Raw genomic sequence first — 14,501 nt, 5'->3', positions numbered from 1 at the left:
GGCAACCATGACTTCCAAGACCCTCACCCCGCCGACCGCTCCGCGCTCCGCTTCCCCGCAGCCGCCGGCGTCCGCCGACTCCCCGGCTCCCGGCACCCGTCGGCGACGGGCGACCGGCCTCCTCGGCACCGCGCTGCTCTGCCTCGGCGTGCTCCTGTTCGTCCTGCCGTTCCTCTTCACCGTCGTCACCTCGCTGCGTACCGCGGCGGACGTGGCAGGCTCCCCGCTCGGCATCCCGCACACCTTCACCCTCGACAACTTCTCCCATGCCTTCTCGCAGATCCACTACGGCCGCAGCGCCCTCAACACCCTGCTCATCACCGGGCTCTCCTGCCTGAGCATCACCGTGCTGGGCTCCCTGGCCGCCTATCCGCTCGCGCGGATCACGCAGGGCTGGTCGACCTGGGTGTACCGGCTGTTCATCCTCGGCACCTCGGTCCCGGTCTTCGTCGTCGTGGCGCCGTTGTACCTGCTGATGCGGGACCTGAACCTGCTGGACAACTACGCGGGCGTGGTCTTCATCTACACCGCGATGTTCCTGCCGGTCGCCGTGTTCTTCTACACCAGCTTCATCCGCTCGATCCCGATGGACATCGAGGAGGCCGCCGCGCTGGACGGCTGCGGGGCCTTCCGGACCTTCTTCGTCATCATCCTGCCGCTGCTGCGCCCGATCACCAGCACCCTGCTGACCTTCATCTCCCTCCAGGTCTGGAACGACCTGGTCGTCCCGCTGGTCTTCCTCCAGGACCCGGACAAGCGGACGGTCATGGTGAACGCCTACTCGTTCATCGACCCGCACACCGTGCAGCCGACGACCCTGTTCCCGGCCGCCCTGCTCGGTGTGGCGCCGCTGTTCCTGATCTTCGTCTTCCTCCAGCGCCACGTGGTGGCCGGCATGTCCGCCGGCGCCGTCAAGTCCTGACCCCAGGGCCCCGGTTCACCGCCGACGCCGTACCGCGCACCGCATCGCCGTATCGCAAACCCGCCGTATCGCAAACCCGCCGTACCGCGCATCGCCGTACGGCCGTCCCGCCCTGCCCTGGCGCCACCCGTTCCGACGTCCGGAAGGACCCCCCACCGATGTACGTGGTCTCATACTTCACCGACGCCGACGAGGCACTGCATCTGGCCTACAGCCACGACGGCCGGGAGTTCGCGCCGGTCAACGGCGGCCGGCCCGTGCTGCGGGGCACGGTGTCCACCGGCAGGCTGCGCGACCCGTTCATCGGGACCGGCCCCGACGGTCTGTTCCACCTGCTGGCCACCGACGGCTGGACGAGCCCGGCCATCGTCCACGCCACCTCGGCCGACCTGCTCAACTGGTCCGAGCAGCGGGTGATACCGGTGATGGCCGGGGTGGCGGGCGCCCTCAACGCCTGGGCCCCGGAGTTCTTCCTCGACCGCCGGACCGGGCTGTACCACCTCATCTGGTCCTCCGTCGTCGAGCCGGGCGGCAGCGCCGAGGGCCGGGACTTCGAGCACATCAGCCAGGACCACCGCATCTGGCACTGCACCACCGCCGACTTCGTCACCTTCTCGGGCCCGGCCGTCTTCTTCGACCCCGGCCACACCGTCATCGACGCCACCGTGCGCGAACGCGCCGACGGCGGCTTCCTGATGGCCTTCAAGGACGAGCGCGGCGTCAACGACGGTGCCACGGCGCACAAGGACATCCACATGACCACGTTCGAGACCCCCGGCGGCCCGTACACCGCGCCCAAGGGACCGGTGACGCCGTCCCTGGTCGAGGGACCGTCGCTGTTCCGCCGGGGCGACGAATGGATCATGATCTACGACCATTTCCTCGAAGGCCGCTACGGGGCGGCCCGCAGCGAGGACGGCGCGCACTTCGAGCCCGTCGAGCTGTCCCTGCCGCCCGGCATGCGGCACGCGTCCGTCCTGGAGACCCCCGTCCCGGCCGCGCTCTCGGCGCCCGCGCCGCGGTAGAGCGCCCACGGAATCCGGCGGCGCCCGCTCCCGGGCCGAGCCGTCCGGTGCAGGAAGACCCGTGTCACGTGTCCGTGGCGCGGAGGACCCGATCACCCAGCAAGGAGCGTCGCAATGAGGCGTCGTAGACCGTCAGGCCCGGTCGGCCGGGCAGCACGCGTTCTGACCCTGCTCGCCACGACGGCGGGAGCACTCCTGGTCCCGGCCCACACCGCGCTCGCGGCGGGCACCACCTACTACGTGAACTGCTCGGCCTCGTCGAGCGGCAACGGCACCCAGGCCAGCCCCTGGAACAGCGTCGGCAGCGTCAACGCCACCACCTTCGCGGCCGGGGACAGCATCCTGTTCGCCGCCGGCACCACCTGCGACGGCCAGCTCACCCCCGGCGGCTCGGGCAGCTCCGGCAGCCCGATCACGATGGGCTCCTACGGCACCGGCGCCAAGCCCGCCATCGACGCACAGGGCGCGACCGGACCGGTCATCCACCTCCTCAACCAGCAGTACTGGGAGATCGGCGGCCTGGAGCTGACCAACGCGGCCACCGCTCCGGACTACCGCTCGGGCGTCCTGGCCGAGAACAGTTCGGGCGGCGTCCTGCACCACATCCGCGTGCACGACATGTACATCCACGACATCACCGGTTACGGCGGCGGCTGGTACGCCACCAACGCGGGTGTCGGCGTCCAGACCGACCACACCACGCCCGTCTCCACCTGGGACGACATCGTGGTCGAGAACAACACCTTCGACCATGTCGACCGCATCGCCGTGGCGGTCACCCCGGACGGCGACGGCCAGGGCACCGGCCTGACCACCGGCACGGTCATCCGCGACAACACCATGACCTACGACGGCGCCGACGACATCCTCGTCGTCAAGAACGACGGCGCCCTCATCGACGGCAACAAGGCGGGCTACGGCGGCGCCAAGAACACCTGCCCGCCCTCCGGCCAGTACTGCAACGGCGCCTCCGCCGGCATCTGGATGTCCGGCAGCTCCAACACCGTCGTCCAGAACAACGAGGTCTACTGCCACGTCAACGGCGCCGACGGCACCGGCTACGACGTGGACTGGGGCAACCACAACACCACGTTCCAGTACAACTACAGCCACCAGAACCTCGGCGGCTTCATGCTGGTCATGCCGCCCTTCACCATCAAGAACGAGCCCACCTCGACCGTCCCCAGCGACGGCACGGTGATCCGCTACAACGTCAGCGAGAACGACGGCACCAACGACGGCTGCCCCGCCTCCGGCACCCCCACCCACGGCAAGGGCGTCTTCCACTTCGTCGGCGGCGTCCCCAACCAGAGCGGCAGCTCGACGGCCGTCCCGCTGATCTACAACAACAGCATCTACGTCAACAAGAGCGGCCTGAACACCCCGATCCTGTACTCGCGTTCGGGCTCCAGCATCTCCGGCGCGCTGTCCTTCAAGAACAACGCGGTCTTCAACTACGGCACCGGCGGCTACTTCTCCACCACCGGCGCGTCCGTCTACTCCAACAACCTCTTCTACGGCAACCACCCGTCCTCCGAGCCGGCGGACTCCGCGAAGGTCACCGCCGACCCGCAGTTCCGCAACCCCGGAAACGCCAACTCCGCGTCCTCGTACACCGGTAAGAACGCCTACCAGGTCCACCCGTCCTCCCCGGTGATCCGGGCCGGTGCGGTCATCTCCGACAACGGCGGCAAGGACGCCTACGGCAACACCGTCTCCGCCACGGCCGCCCCCAACATCGGCGCCTACAACGGCACCGGCGGCAACCTCCTGTCCAACGCGGGCTTCGAGACAGGTGCGTTGAGCCCCTGGACCCAGGCCAGCGGCAGCGCCTCGTCGGTGACGGGCACGGGTGCCCGCACCGGCGGCTACGGTCTGACGACCGCCGCGAGCGGCAGCGGCGCCAACCAGGCGCTGACCGGTCTGAGCCCCAACACCACGTATCTGCTGACCGGTTGGGCCAAGGTCGCCAACGCGGGAGAGACCCTCGCCATAGGCGTGAAGAACTTCGGCGGCACGGAGACCTACACCAACATCGCCACGACCTCGTACAGCCAGGCGGCGGTCCTGTTCACCACCGGCTCCTCCAGCACCACGGCCACCGTGTACTGCTGGAAGAACGCGGGCGGTTCGGGCACCGGAGCCTGCGACGACCTCGCGGTGGAGGCGCTGTCGTCCGGGACCAACGGGGTCACCAACCCGGGCTTCGAGACCGGGGCGTTGACCCCCTGGGCGCAGTCCACCGGTACGGCGTCGAGCGTGGTCGCGTCCAACGCCCGCACCGGCACGTACGCCCTCCAGACCGCGGCGAGCGCCAGCGGGGCGATCCAGACGGCCGGCGGTCTCACGGCCGGCGGCACCTATCTGCTCGCCGGGTGGGCCAAGGTGGCCACCGCCGGTGAGGAGGTGGCGGTCGGCGTGAAGGGCTTCGGCGGTACGGAGACGTATCTGCGGGCCTCGACCACGTCCTACGCCCAGCAGCCGATCTTCTTCACCACGGGCGCCGGCATCACCTCGGCCGGCGTGTACTGCTACAAGAACTCCGGCTCCGCCGCCGGATACTGCGACGACTACAGCCTGATCAAGCTGCCCTGACCCGCACGGGTCCGCAGCAGGAAGGTTTCTCCATCGCGCGGCGGGCCGGGGCATCCCGGCCCGCCGTCGTGCAGTTCAGGTCGTTCAGGTCTTTTGGGTCTTTGGGTCGCCTAGGTCGTCGCCAGGGCCTCCGTGGGAGTCAGCCGGGCCGCCCGCAGGGACGGATAGGCGCCGGCGAGCATGCCGATCAGGACGGCGCCGAGGAAGCCCGCGGTCACCGAGGTGAGGGGGACGACCGGGGGCCAGTGCTGGTGGGTGGCGTAGGCGATCGTGGCCAGGGTGCCCAGGAGGGTGCCGGCGAGGCCGCCCAGGGCGGACAGGGCCACCGACTCGGTGAGGAACTGGGCGCGGATCTGGCCCCGGTTGGCGCCCAGGGCGCGGCGCAGGCCGATCTCGCGGCGGCGTTCGAGGACGGAGATGACCATGGTGTTGGCCACTCCGATGCCGCCGACCAGGAGGGCGACCCCGGCGAGGCCGAGGAAGAGCGCGGAGAACGTGGACTCGGTGGCCCGCTTGGCGGCCAGCGCGTCGGACGGGCGGCTGACCTGGACCACGCCCGGCAGTTCGGGGTTGATGGTCGCGGGGAGCACATCGCGGACCGCCTCGATCCGGGACTCCTTCGCCTTGAGGTAGATCACGGTCGGGTGGCCGTCGAACTTCAGCACGGTGCGTGCCGCGTCCCAGCCGACCAGCACTGAGCGGTCGATGTCCGGCGAGAGCGGGGTCTTGTCGAGGACGCCGATGACCGTGAACCAGTGGCTGCCGACCCAGATCTGCGGGGCGTCCCGGCCGCCGCCGATGCTCGGGATGCCCAGGCGGGAGGCGGCGACCGAGCCGAGGACGGCGGTGGGGAACCGCTCCGTCCCCGCGCCGAGGAACCGGCCCGAGCCCACCTCGGCGTTGATCGTCCGCAGCAGGTCGAGCTTGGTGGCCAGGACCGTCAGGCCCGTGTAGTCGGCCTTGCCGAGACGGTCGTTGCGGAGCACCTCGGCATGGGTGTTGGCGACCGCGCTGGCCGCCGTGACCGGCCTGATCCGGCGGACCATGTCCACCGACTCCGGCGGCAGCAGCACCGGCGGGTCCTGGTTGGCGGGCACGGCCTGGAGCATGTTGGTGCCCAGCGCGGACAGCTCCCGCATCAGCGCCTGCTGGCTGGACGCCGGGATGCCGGTGACGACGATCAGTGTGGCGATACCGATCGAGATGCCGAGGGCGGACAGGGCCGCCCGCACCTTGCGGGTACGGATGCCCAGCAGCCCGAGGCCCAGGATGTCCAGCGGTGCCAGCCGCACCGGTCTGCTGTCGGCGACCCCGCCGGCGGCGTGCCGTCGCGTCGATGTGATGGTCATGTCCTGCTTTCCGTACGGGCGTCGGCGTCGACGCGGGTGTCGGAGCGGAGGCGGCCGTCGCGGATCTCCACCCGGCGCGGCAGCTGGGCCGCGATGTCCCGGTCGTGGGTGATGACCGCGATGGTGGTCCCTTCGTGGTTCAGCGCGGTCAGCAGATCCAGTACGGCCACGCCGTTCACGGAGTCCAGCGCGCCCGTCGGCTCGTCCGCCAGCACCAGCACGGGCCGGTTCACGAGCGCGCGGGCGATGGCCACCCGCTGGCGCTCACCGCCGGAGAGCTGCTGCGGCCGATGCCGGGCGCGGCGGGCGAGCCCCACCCGGTCCAGCGCCTCCAGGGCCAGCGCGCGGCGCCTGCCGCGCGGGACACCGGCGTACAGCAGTCCGGTGGCCACGTTCTCGGCGGCGGTCAGTCCGTCGGTGAGGTGGAACTGCTGGAACACGAAACCCAGTTGACGGCCGCGCAGCGCCGACAGCTCCCGGTCGGAGAGGCGCGCGACGTCCTGGCCGCCGATCTCCACGGTGCCGCCGGTCGGCCGGTCCAGCGTGCCCATGATGTTCAGCAGGGTCGACTTGCCGGAGCCCGACGGGCCCACGATGCCCAGCAGTTCGCCCCGCTCGACGGTGAGTGAGACGTCGTCGAGCGCGGTGACCCCGCCGGGGTACACCATGCTCGCGCCGCGCACCGCGAGGACCGGGGGCGCGCTCCCGGCCGTGACCGGGGCGCTCATGAGGTCGTCACCACCCTGGTCCCGGCGCTGATGCCGGCGCCGCTGACCTCCACCACGCCCTTGGAGAACATCCCGGTCCGCACCGCGACCAGACGGCCGTCCGGCAACTGGACCGCGTAGCCGCCCTCGCGCAGCGCCGTCAGGGCGCCGATGGGCACGGTGAGCACGTTCTCGCGGGTCTCCGAGGTGAACTGCACCTGCACCGGCGCGGAGTTGAGGCCGCGTACCGCCGCGGTGTCGCGCAGCGCGATGCCGACGGTCAGCCGGGGCTGCCCGGAGGAGTCGTCGCCGCTCGACGCGTCGGTGCTGCGGACGGTGGCGCCGATGGAGGCGATGGTGCCCGGGGCCGTGGAGTCGTCGGGCAGGCTCACCGTCACCGTGTCGCCGCGTCTCATCGAGCCCGCCCCGGACGGATCGACCGGGACGGTCACCGACTTGGTGGTGGAGGTGACCGTCATCAGGGGCCCGTCGGCCGGGTCGGCGAGCTGTGCCGCCACGCCCTCGACCCGTACGGCACCGGACAGCACCGCGATGTCGCCGACGCCCAGGACACCGGTGGACGGGATGCCGGTCGCGGTCTGCCAGCGCCTGACCGCGGCGATGAGGTCGGCGGTCAGGACGGCGTCACCGCGCTTGACCTGGACGGGAGTTGGAGTGGGGGCGGGAGGGGGAGTGCGGGTGGCGTCCGGCGAGGGGTTCGCGGTGTCCGGGCCCGGCGGGGCTGTCGTGGCCGTGGAGACCGTAGAGGAGCCTGCCGCTGTGGACGGTCGCGGAGTGACCCAGGTGCCCACCGCGGGCTGGGCACCGATGTCGTAGCCCAGCTTTCTGAGGTTGTCGGCGACCGTCCGGACGTCCGGGCCGGTGGTGCCCCTGGTCTCCAGGGGCCGGAACAGCGGGGTGCCGCCGTAGAAGAGGGGTACCGGCACGTCGTCCACCCGGTACAGGGGCTCGCCGCGCCGGATCGTGGCGCCCGTCGCCGGCAGCCAGGTGATCAGGCCCGCCCCGCCGCCCTTGACCGTGGTCGCCCGGCCGTAGCCGAGGGTTCCCTCCAGGGTCTGGGCGTTGGAGAGGTCGCCCCTGGTCACGACGGCGGTCGCGGTCCGTACCGCGGCGCCGCCCGCGGTGTCCGGTCTCCCGTCGTCGTCCTGCCACGCGGTCACGGTCAGGGCGCTCGCCACGACGACCGCCGCGGCCACCGCCCCGATCACCACCCGCCGGCGGTGCGGCGGACGGGCGGCCCCGGTGTCGTCAGTCGTCTTCACCGAACGCCTTCACCTGGCAACCGACCATGATCCGGTCGTAGTCGGGGGCGTTCAGGCTCGCCCCGTCCTCCAGGCCCCAGCCCCGATCGGTGACCACGCTCTTGATGCCGTGCTCGTTCATGCACCGCACCATGGCCCGGGTGTCGTCGTTGAAGTCAGGGTTCTTGGCCGGGTCCAGCTCGGGCGGATCGAGCGGCAGTTTCCCGTCGCAGGCCTTCACGCCGGGGGCGTTCGGGTTCTGCTTGTAGGTCTTGTCCACCCCATGATCCTTCAGGCAGGCCGTCCAGCCGTCCCACATGCGGTTGACGTCGTCCTGGGTGCTGTCCAGACGGATCTGCGGGCGGCCCGCGTCGGGATCGGCGCTCGCGCTCGCGTCGGCAGAACCGCCGCCCGCCGAAGGTGAGTTGAGCGAGGCGACCTCGCCTCCGTCGCCGCTCTTGTCCGCGTCGTCGTTCCCGCCGACGCCCCCGCAGGCGGTGAGGAAGAGCAGACAGGCCGCGCCGACGGAGGCGGACACCACGGCTCGATCGAAGAGTCTCAGCATGGCGCAGACCATCGCCCGGAGTTATGACGATCCTGTCAGGACGCCGTCAGAAAGCCGTCTGACCTGATCCCGCCGTGCCTACCCTGGCCCCATGAACGCCCGTGTGCTCGTGGCCGAGGACGACACCAAACAGGCCGAGGTGATCCGCCGCTACCTGGAGCGCGAGGGGCACACCGCCCTGGTCGTCCACGACGGGCGCGCCGCCCTCGACGAGGTGCGCCGCCACCGGCCCGACCTGCTGGTCCTCGATGTGATGATGCCGGTCGTCGACGGCCTGGACGTGTGCCGGATCCTGCGGCGCGACAGCGATCTGCCGGTGCTGATGCTGACCGCCCGCAGCACCGAGGAGGACCTGCTGCTCGGCCTGGACCTCGGCGCCGACGACTACCTGACCAAGCCGTACAGCCCGCGTGAACTGATGGCCCGTATACGCACTCTGCTACGGCGGACCCGCACGGCCGCCGTGGCGCACGACCCGGTGCTGCGGGTCGGCGCCCTCGCCGTCGACCCCGTCCGCCGGGTCGTCGAGATCGAGGGCCGCCAAGTGGCCTGCACCCCGGGCGAGTTCGACGTCCTCGCGACCATGGCCGCCGAACCCGAACGGGTCTTCACCCGGCGCCAGTTGCTGGCCGGCACCCGCGGGGACGACCGCTACATCACCGAACGCACCATCGACGTCCACGTGTTGAACCTCCGCAAGAAGATCGAGCCCGTGCCCCGCAGGCCGGTCTATCTCCAGACGGTGTTCGGGGTCGGCTACCGCCTCGGCGACGGCAGCCGTGGGCGCTGAGCGGAGCAGGGCCGGCGGCGGACTGCCCCTGCGCAAGAGCCTGTTGGTCCGGCTGCTGGCCGCGTCGATCACCATCGCCGTGTGCTCGGTCGCGGCCACCGCCTGGCTCGCCGCGCGCACCACCACCAGCGCCATCCAGCAGGAGCAGGGACAGGTCCTCGCCGACGACGCCCAGATCTACGACACCCTCATCGGGTACGCCGCCGCCCACCGGGACTGGTCCGCGGTGACGCCCACCCTGAAGCGGCTGACCGGGCGGACCGGGCGCCACATCACCCTGACCACCCAGGACCGTCTGCCCATCGCCACGTCCGGCCCCGCGGCCCCCCTCCCCACCAGGGCCTCGGCGCTGCTCGACCCGCTGCGGGCCGACCCGGCCCTGCTGCCCGGCGTCAAGGCGGACGGGATCGACCCGCGCGCGGTCGGGCCGTACCGGCTGCCGAAGGCGGAGCGCGCGGAGCTGGTGGGCCGGGTGGACAAGGTGCGGGCCTGTATGCGCGGCGCCGGTTACCCCGTCGGCGTCACCGAGGAGCCGAGCGGCAGGTCCGCCCTCGTGGTCGGCGGCGACAACAGCACGCAGCGCAAGGCGAGCGAGGTGTGCGGCCTGTACGTGCTGGACGATCCCACCACCACCGAGAAGCGGGCGCTGGACCGGCTCAACACCCTGGTCGCCGGCTGTCTGAGGCGCCAGGACCTGGGCCCCGTGTCCGTCGATCTCAGCTTCGCCCCGGTCGGGAAGGACGGTGAGGCCGTCCAGCGGTGCGTCGACACCGCCCGCCGCGAGCAGCTCGCCCCGTACGTCGCCCCGGCCGCGCTGCTGTTCGTCGCCACCCCGGCCGGATCGGCCGCCCCGCCGGGCTTCGACCTCTCCTCGGCCAACACGGGCCGGGTCGCCGGGGTCGCCGCGCTCGTCCTCGTCCTGACCGTGGCCGTCACCGTCACGGTCGGCACCCGGCTGGTCCGACCGCTGCGGGCGCTGACGGACGCGGCCCGCCGCCCGGCCCAGCAGCATCTGCGGGTCCCGGTGACCAGCGACGACGAGATCGGCCGGCTGGCCGCCGCCTTCAACGACCTGGCGGAGCGCCGCGAGCGGGTGGAGGGGCAGCGCAAGGCGATGGTCAGCGATGTCGCCCATGAACTGCGCACCCCGCTCAGCACCATGCGCGGCTGGCTGGAGGCGGCCCAGGACGGACTGGCCGTCTCCGACGAGGCGTTCGTCGCCTCCCTGCTAGAGGAGGCCCTGCTGCTCCAGCACATCGTCGACGACCTCCAGCACCTGGCCCAGGCCGACGCGGGCCGGCTCCGGCTGCACCCGGAACCGCTTCGGCTGCGCGAACTCCTCGACCACGTGGCCGCGGCCCACCGCGGCGGCGCCGAGACCGCCGGGGTCACCCTCACCACCTGTATCGAGGACACCCCTGTCCTGCACGCCGACCCGGCACGCCTGCGCCAGACCGTCGGCAACCTGCTGTCCAACGCGGTACGGCACACCCCGCCCGGCGGCACCGTCACCCTGCGCTGCCGCCGCGCCGCCGACGAGATCCTGATCGAGGTCGCCGACACCGGCACCGGGATCGCCCCCGCCGACCTGCCCCGTGTCTTCGACCGCTTCTGGCGCGCCGACAGGTCCCGCAGCCGCCGGACCGGCGGCTGCGGACTGGGCCTGGCCATCGTCCGCCAGCTCACCGAGGCACACGGCGGCACGGTGTCGGTGACCAGCACCCCGGGGACGGGGACGGTGTTCAGGCTGCGGCTGCCGGTCCGTCCGTGACGGCTCGCCGTGAATGTTGGTGATGTATCATGGATATGTACATTCCGTATGTCGGGAGGTGGGCTCGATGTCGGTCACGCAGATCGACCTGGATGACGAGGCGCTGGCCGAGGCCATGCGACTCATGGGCGCCACGACGAAGAAGGAGACCGTCAACGCGGCTCTCCGGGACTACGTCGCACGGATCAGGCGACTCGACGCGGCCGAGAAGCTCGCTGCGCGAGGTGCGCGCGGCGAGTTCGAACAGGCAGCGGCAGCGCACGAGGCCCAGAAGCGTGCCCGACGCGCGGCCTTCGAGTGATCACGTACCTGCTGGACGCCTCAGCTCTGTGGCATCTGTTTCGCGTTCCCGGAGCGCTGCGGTCATGGGAGGGGCACGTCGCTGCTGGGGTGTTTCACATCTGTGAGCCGACGCGCAGTGAATTCCTCTACTCTGCGACCGGTCCGGCACATCGGGACGAACTCACCGAGGAACTGGACGCTCTCTGCCTGCTCTCGCCGGTTCCGAAGAACGCCTGGCGTTGGGTCGACACCGCGCAGTACAAGCTCACCCAGAGGGGCCAACATCGTGCGGCGGGCCCGATCGACCTGCTGGTGTGTGCGACAGCGGTCCACCATGGGCATACCGTCCTGCATGTCGACAACGACTTCGTGACGGTGGCCGAAGTGCTCAAGGAAGTTCAGCAGCGAGACGTGCGAGCCTGAACACGCGTCGCACCAGGGAGCACAGGCTCGCCCAGGCCTGTCGGCTGGCCTCCCCGCCCGCGCCAGAGCCGAACGAGGTCACGCCGTGCGGCGGGCGCACGGCGTGACTCGGTGGGGTCGGTGGCGGGTCAGCCCAGGAGCTTCTTCGCCAGGGTCGTCGCGTTGTACGAGCCCCAGCCGGTGGTGAAGTCCCAGCCGGAGGCCGCGGAGTAGGCGCCGTTGCTGCCGCTGGTGATGTCGTGGAAGCCGGTGCCGGAGGCGGAGTAGAGGGCCGGGTTGGCGAAGCCGAGGTTCGACTTGCCCGCGGCCGCCGCCTGCTGGTTGTAGAGGGCCGCGAAGGCCGCCCACTCGGGGGCCGCCGCGCTGGTGCCGCCGACCGAGGACCAGGAGCCCTGCGAGTAGATCGAGACGCCGGGGCTCGGGTTGGCGTGTGCCGAGACGTCCGGGACCTGGCGGAAGCCGCCGCCCGCGCTCTTCTGCACGGCGGTCTGCCAGCTCGGGATCTTGAAGACGGTGGACTTGCCGCCACCGCCGCCGGACCAGGCCACCTCCTTGCTGAAGGCGTTGGACGAGGTGACCGTCAGCTTGGTGCCGCCGACGCCCGTGACGTACGGGTCGCTCGCCGGGTAGTCGACGGAGGTGCCGCCGTCGCCCGCGTCGTCGGAGCCGTCGTCACCGGAGGCCGCGTAGAAGCCGAGGCCCTCTGCCGCGCCCGCCTTGAAGACCGCGTCGACCGCGTTGATGTTGGAGGTGGTGCGGGCGGACTCGGCCGCGCCCCAGCTGATGGACGTGGTCGGGATGCCGCTGTCCACGATCGCCTGGTAGGTGTCGACCTCGCCGGCGTCGGAGTTCGGGCCCTCGAAGACCGTCACGTTCGCCTTCGGGGCGATCGCGTGCAGCACCTCGATGTCCAGCTCGACCTCGACCTGGCCGTCACCGAGCGCGCCCGAGCCGCCGTCCACCTTGGACACGGTCGGAGTGGGCGAGCCCAGGCTGTAGTTGGTGTCGTACTTGGTGATGTTGGACTGCTGGAAGCCGTCGAACTCAAGGAGCGCGATCTTCTGGCCGCTGCCCGTGTACGTCCCGGAGACGCTGTAGCCGCCCTTGAGCTGGGCCGGGGTGTAGCCGCCGCCCGGACCGTTGTGCGGGGAGACGGTGCGGGGCGTGGCCTGGTGGTGCAGCTGGGCGTGGTTGTTGAGGCCGGCCACGTCGCTCACCAGTGAGGCGATGGCCGAAGGCAGCGTCGGCGCGCTGTCGTTGGCGTAGAAGGAGCGGCCCGACTTGCTGTCCTTCCACGTCGACAGCTTGGTGCCGAACGCCTTCTCCAGCTGGGCCGCGGTGCCGGTGGCGTCGACCAGCAGGTTGCCCGAGTGGACCTTGCCGACGGTCAGGCCCTGCGCGTGCAGGTACTCCTTGAGCTGCTTGACCTCGGCGTCGGTGCGGCCGAAGCGGGCCGCGAACTGGGCCTTGGTGAGGTAGTGGCCGTAGGAGGCCGAGTGCGGGTCGCTGACCTTGGCTATGAAGGTGTCCAGGGCCGAGCCGCCTCTGGGGGCCAGGCTGATCGCCACGGGTATCCGCTTGTCGGCGGCGACCGAACCGGTGCGCTTGGCCTGCGTGTTGAGGCCCTTGACGACGTCTCCGGTGACGGCCGCGCGGGTCGTGTGCGGCTGTGTGGTGCTCGCGGCGTAGGCGGCGGGGACGGCCGCGGAGAGCAGGGCCGGTACGGCGACCAGACCGAGCAGTTTCAGACGAGACTTCACTGTGGTCCTCCGGAGAGTGGGGGATGCGTTCCCGGAAGCGGAACGGCTTCACCGTAGGAACAGCGGACCCCTCCCCATAAGCGGGGGAACCCTTGCGTCACGTGTTAACGGCGGGTGTCGGAGGGGCGGGGGACCCGGACCCGGACCGGCTGAGTGACCGTCACCGCCTGGACGCGCGGCGGGACTTGGTCGTCGTCGCCGAGGTCGACGGCCGCGCCGGTCGCCAGGACGGCCACCGCCATCGCGTGGGCGAGCGCGGTGCGGGAGCGGACGCCGAACTTGCGGTAGACCCGGGACAGCGCGCCCTCGACCGTCTTGACGCTGATGAACAGCTCGGCGGCGACCTCCCTGTTGGTGGCCCCGCCGCCGACCAGCGCGGCGATCCGGGCCTCCGTGGGCGTGAGTTCGGCCCCGCCGGCCTCGCCGCCGCGGTCCACCGCGTCCACGCGCGCCAGCTCCTCCCGGGCCCGGGCGGCGAGCGGCGCGGCACCGATCCGGGTGGCGGTCTCCAGGGCCTCGCCGAGGACGGTGCGGGCGGTACTCCTGCGGCGCGAGCGGCGTTCGACCGCGCCGAGCGCGATGAGGGTGCGCACCAGCTCGACGGGGAGCGGGAGTCGGCGCAGCCGGTCCACGGCGGTCCGCAGCCGCGCCGCGCCTTCCTTCGCGCGGCCGAGCCCCGCCTCCCGTAGACCCTCCGCGCGCTCCAGGGCGGCCAGCACGCTGCCGGGCGTGGCGCCGGACACCCGGGCATGGGCCTCGCGGACCACCACCCCGGCCTCCTCGGTCTCGCCCAGCACGACCAGCGCCTCGGCCAGGTCGGCGTACCAGTGCAGCAGGGGCGGGTCGGCGGCCGACATCGCCGTGCCCAGCCGTCTGACCCGCTGGAGCGCCTCGACCGCGGCCGCGGCCCCCCGCGAGTCACCGCCGAGCAGTTCGGCCTGGCCGAGGACCGCCAGCGCGCGCAGCAGGAACAGCCGGTCGCCGTCGGCCTCCGAGGCGCGCACCGCCCGCGCCGCCAGCTGCCGGGCATCCTGCGCGGTGCCGCCCGCG

Annotated in this window: 13 protein-coding genes; 7 read left to right on the top strand and 6 right to left on the bottom strand. The window is 71.7% G+C overall.

The genetic code is table 11. The annotated features are described in order from the left end of the window. Positions 1 to 7: 7 nt before the first annotated feature. The 3 genes from G3I78_RS35290 to G3I78_RS35280 all read left to right on the top strand — a co-directional run bounded on the left by G3I78_RS35290 (position 8) and on the right by G3I78_RS35280 (position 4,542). A complete protein-coding gene (locus G3I78_RS35290; RefSeq protein ID WP_164432333.1) occupies positions 8 to 922 on the top strand; it encodes a carbohydrate ABC transporter permease in 915 nt (304 codons plus the stop codon). 158 nt (positions 923 to 1,080) lie between these two features. Then, positions 1,081 to 1,947, top strand: a complete 867-nt coding sequence (locus G3I78_RS35285) for a glycoside hydrolase family 43 protein (protein WP_164432331.1) — start codon at positions 1,081 to 1,083, stop codon at positions 1,945 to 1,947. A 114-nt stretch (positions 1,948 to 2,061) separates the two neighbouring features. Then, on the top strand, positions 2,062 to 4,542 hold the full coding sequence (locus tag G3I78_RS35280; protein ID WP_164432329.1) for a carbohydrate binding domain-containing protein: 2,481 nt from the start codon (positions 2,062 to 2,064) through the stop codon (positions 4,540 to 4,542). 110 nt (positions 4,543 to 4,652) lie between these two features. Here G3I78_RS35280 and G3I78_RS35275 read toward each other — a convergent pair whose 3' ends face one another. Genes G3I78_RS35275 through G3I78_RS35260 form a run of 4 tightly spaced genes read right to left on the bottom strand, consistent with a single transcriptional unit; the run spans position 4,653 to position 8,425 of the window. Beyond that, positions 4,653 to 5,891, bottom strand: a complete 1,239-nt coding sequence (locus G3I78_RS35275) for an ABC transporter permease (RefSeq protein ID WP_164432327.1) — start codon at positions 5,889 to 5,891, stop codon at positions 4,653 to 4,655. Continuing rightward, a complete protein-coding gene (locus G3I78_RS35270; RefSeq protein ID WP_164432325.1) occupies positions 5,888 to 6,619 on the bottom strand; it encodes an ABC transporter ATP-binding protein in 732 nt (243 codons plus the stop codon). The genes G3I78_RS35275 and G3I78_RS35270 overlap by 4 nt, the downstream gene beginning before the upstream one ends. Next, positions 6,616 to 7,881, bottom strand: a complete 1,266-nt coding sequence (locus tag G3I78_RS35265) for a hypothetical protein (RefSeq protein WP_343243940.1) — start codon at positions 7,879 to 7,881, stop codon at positions 6,616 to 6,618. Before G3I78_RS35265 ends, G3I78_RS35270 begins: the two co-directional genes overlap by 4 nt. Next, positions 7,868 to 8,425 carry a hypothetical protein gene (locus tag G3I78_RS35260; RefSeq protein ID WP_164432323.1) on the bottom strand — a complete coding sequence of 186 codons (558 nt, stop codon included), beginning with the start codon at positions 8,423 to 8,425 and terminating at the stop codon, positions 7,868 to 7,870. The genes G3I78_RS35265 and G3I78_RS35260 overlap by 14 nt, the downstream gene beginning before the upstream one ends. Positions 8,426 to 8,516: 91 nt before the next feature. Between G3I78_RS35260 and G3I78_RS35255 the strand changes: the two genes are divergently transcribed. The 4 genes from G3I78_RS35255 (at position 8,517) to G3I78_RS35240 (ending at position 11,691) form a co-directional block, all read left to right on the top strand. Next, positions 8,517 to 9,215 (top strand): response regulator transcription factor, encoded by a 699-nt coding sequence (locus G3I78_RS35255; RefSeq protein WP_164432321.1) that lies wholly within the window; start codon positions 8,517 to 8,519, stop codon positions 9,213 to 9,215. Then, the gene (locus G3I78_RS35250; protein ID WP_343243939.1) at positions 9,205 to 10,986 is read left to right on the top strand and encodes a HAMP domain-containing sensor histidine kinase; all 1,782 of its coding nucleotides are present in this window, start codon (positions 9,205 to 9,207) and stop codon (positions 10,984 to 10,986) included. The genes G3I78_RS35255 and G3I78_RS35250 overlap by 11 nt, the downstream gene beginning before the upstream one ends. 67 nt (positions 10,987 to 11,053) lie before the next feature. Next, the gene (locus G3I78_RS35245; protein ID WP_164432319.1) at positions 11,054 to 11,287 is read left to right on the top strand and encodes a type II toxin-antitoxin system VapB family antitoxin; all 234 of its coding nucleotides are present in this window, start codon (positions 11,054 to 11,056) and stop codon (positions 11,285 to 11,287) included. After that, complete coding sequence (locus tag G3I78_RS35240; RefSeq protein ID WP_164432317.1) at positions 11,284 to 11,691, top strand: PIN domain nuclease; 408 nt, start codon at positions 11,284 to 11,286, stop codon at positions 11,689 to 11,691. Before G3I78_RS35245 ends, G3I78_RS35240 begins: the two co-directional genes overlap by 4 nt. 128 nt (positions 11,692 to 11,819) lie before the next feature. Here G3I78_RS35240 and G3I78_RS35235 read toward each other — a convergent pair whose 3' ends face one another. After that, entirely contained in the window at positions 11,820 to 13,451 is a 1,632-nt protein-coding gene (locus G3I78_RS35235; protein WP_164432315.1) for a S53 family peptidase, read from the bottom strand. Positions 13,452 to 13,555: 104 nt separating this feature from the next. Further along, the coding region (locus G3I78_RS35230; protein WP_239158262.1) for a helix-turn-helix transcriptional regulator at positions 13,556 to 14,501 on the bottom strand (946 nt) is incomplete at its 5' end.

The sequence above is a fragment of the Streptomyces sp. SID13726 genome, from assembly GCF_010548375.1.
Taxonomy (GTDB): Bacteria; Actinomycetota; Actinomycetes; order Streptomycetales; family Streptomycetaceae; genus Streptomyces.
This window is presented reverse-complemented; position numbering and strand designations above follow the sequence as displayed.

What these genes read in the sequence shown, in the direction of transcription:
- G3I78_RS35290 (WP_164432333.1), top strand. Translation starts at nt 8, where the DNA reads ATGACTTCCAAGACCCTCACCCCGCCGACCGCTCCGCGCTCCGCTTCC.
- G3I78_RS35285 (WP_164432331.1), top strand. Translation starts at nt 1,081, where the DNA reads ATGTACGTGGTCTCATACTTCACCGACGCCGACGAGGCACTGCATCTG.
- G3I78_RS35280 (WP_164432329.1), top strand. Translation starts at nt 2,062, where the DNA reads ATGAGGCGTCGTAGACCGTCAGGCCCGGTCGGCCGGGCAGCACGCGTT.
- G3I78_RS35275 (WP_164432327.1), bottom strand. Translation starts at nt 5,891, where the DNA reads ATGACCATCACATCGACGCGACGGCACGCCGCCGGCGGGGTCGCCGAC.
- G3I78_RS35270 (WP_164432325.1), bottom strand. Translation starts at nt 6,619, where the DNA reads ATGAGCGCCCCGGTCACGGCCGGGAGCGCGCCCCCGGTCCTCGCGGTG.
- G3I78_RS35260 (WP_164432323.1), bottom strand. Translation starts at nt 8,425, where the DNA reads ATGCTGAGACTCTTCGATCGAGCCGTGGTGTCCGCCTCCGTCGGCGCG.
- G3I78_RS35255 (WP_164432321.1), top strand. Translation starts at nt 8,517, where the DNA reads ATGAACGCCCGTGTGCTCGTGGCCGAGGACGACACCAAACAGGCCGAG.
- G3I78_RS35245 (WP_164432319.1), top strand. Translation starts at nt 11,054, where the DNA reads ATGTCGGTCACGCAGATCGACCTGGATGACGAGGCGCTGGCCGAGGCC.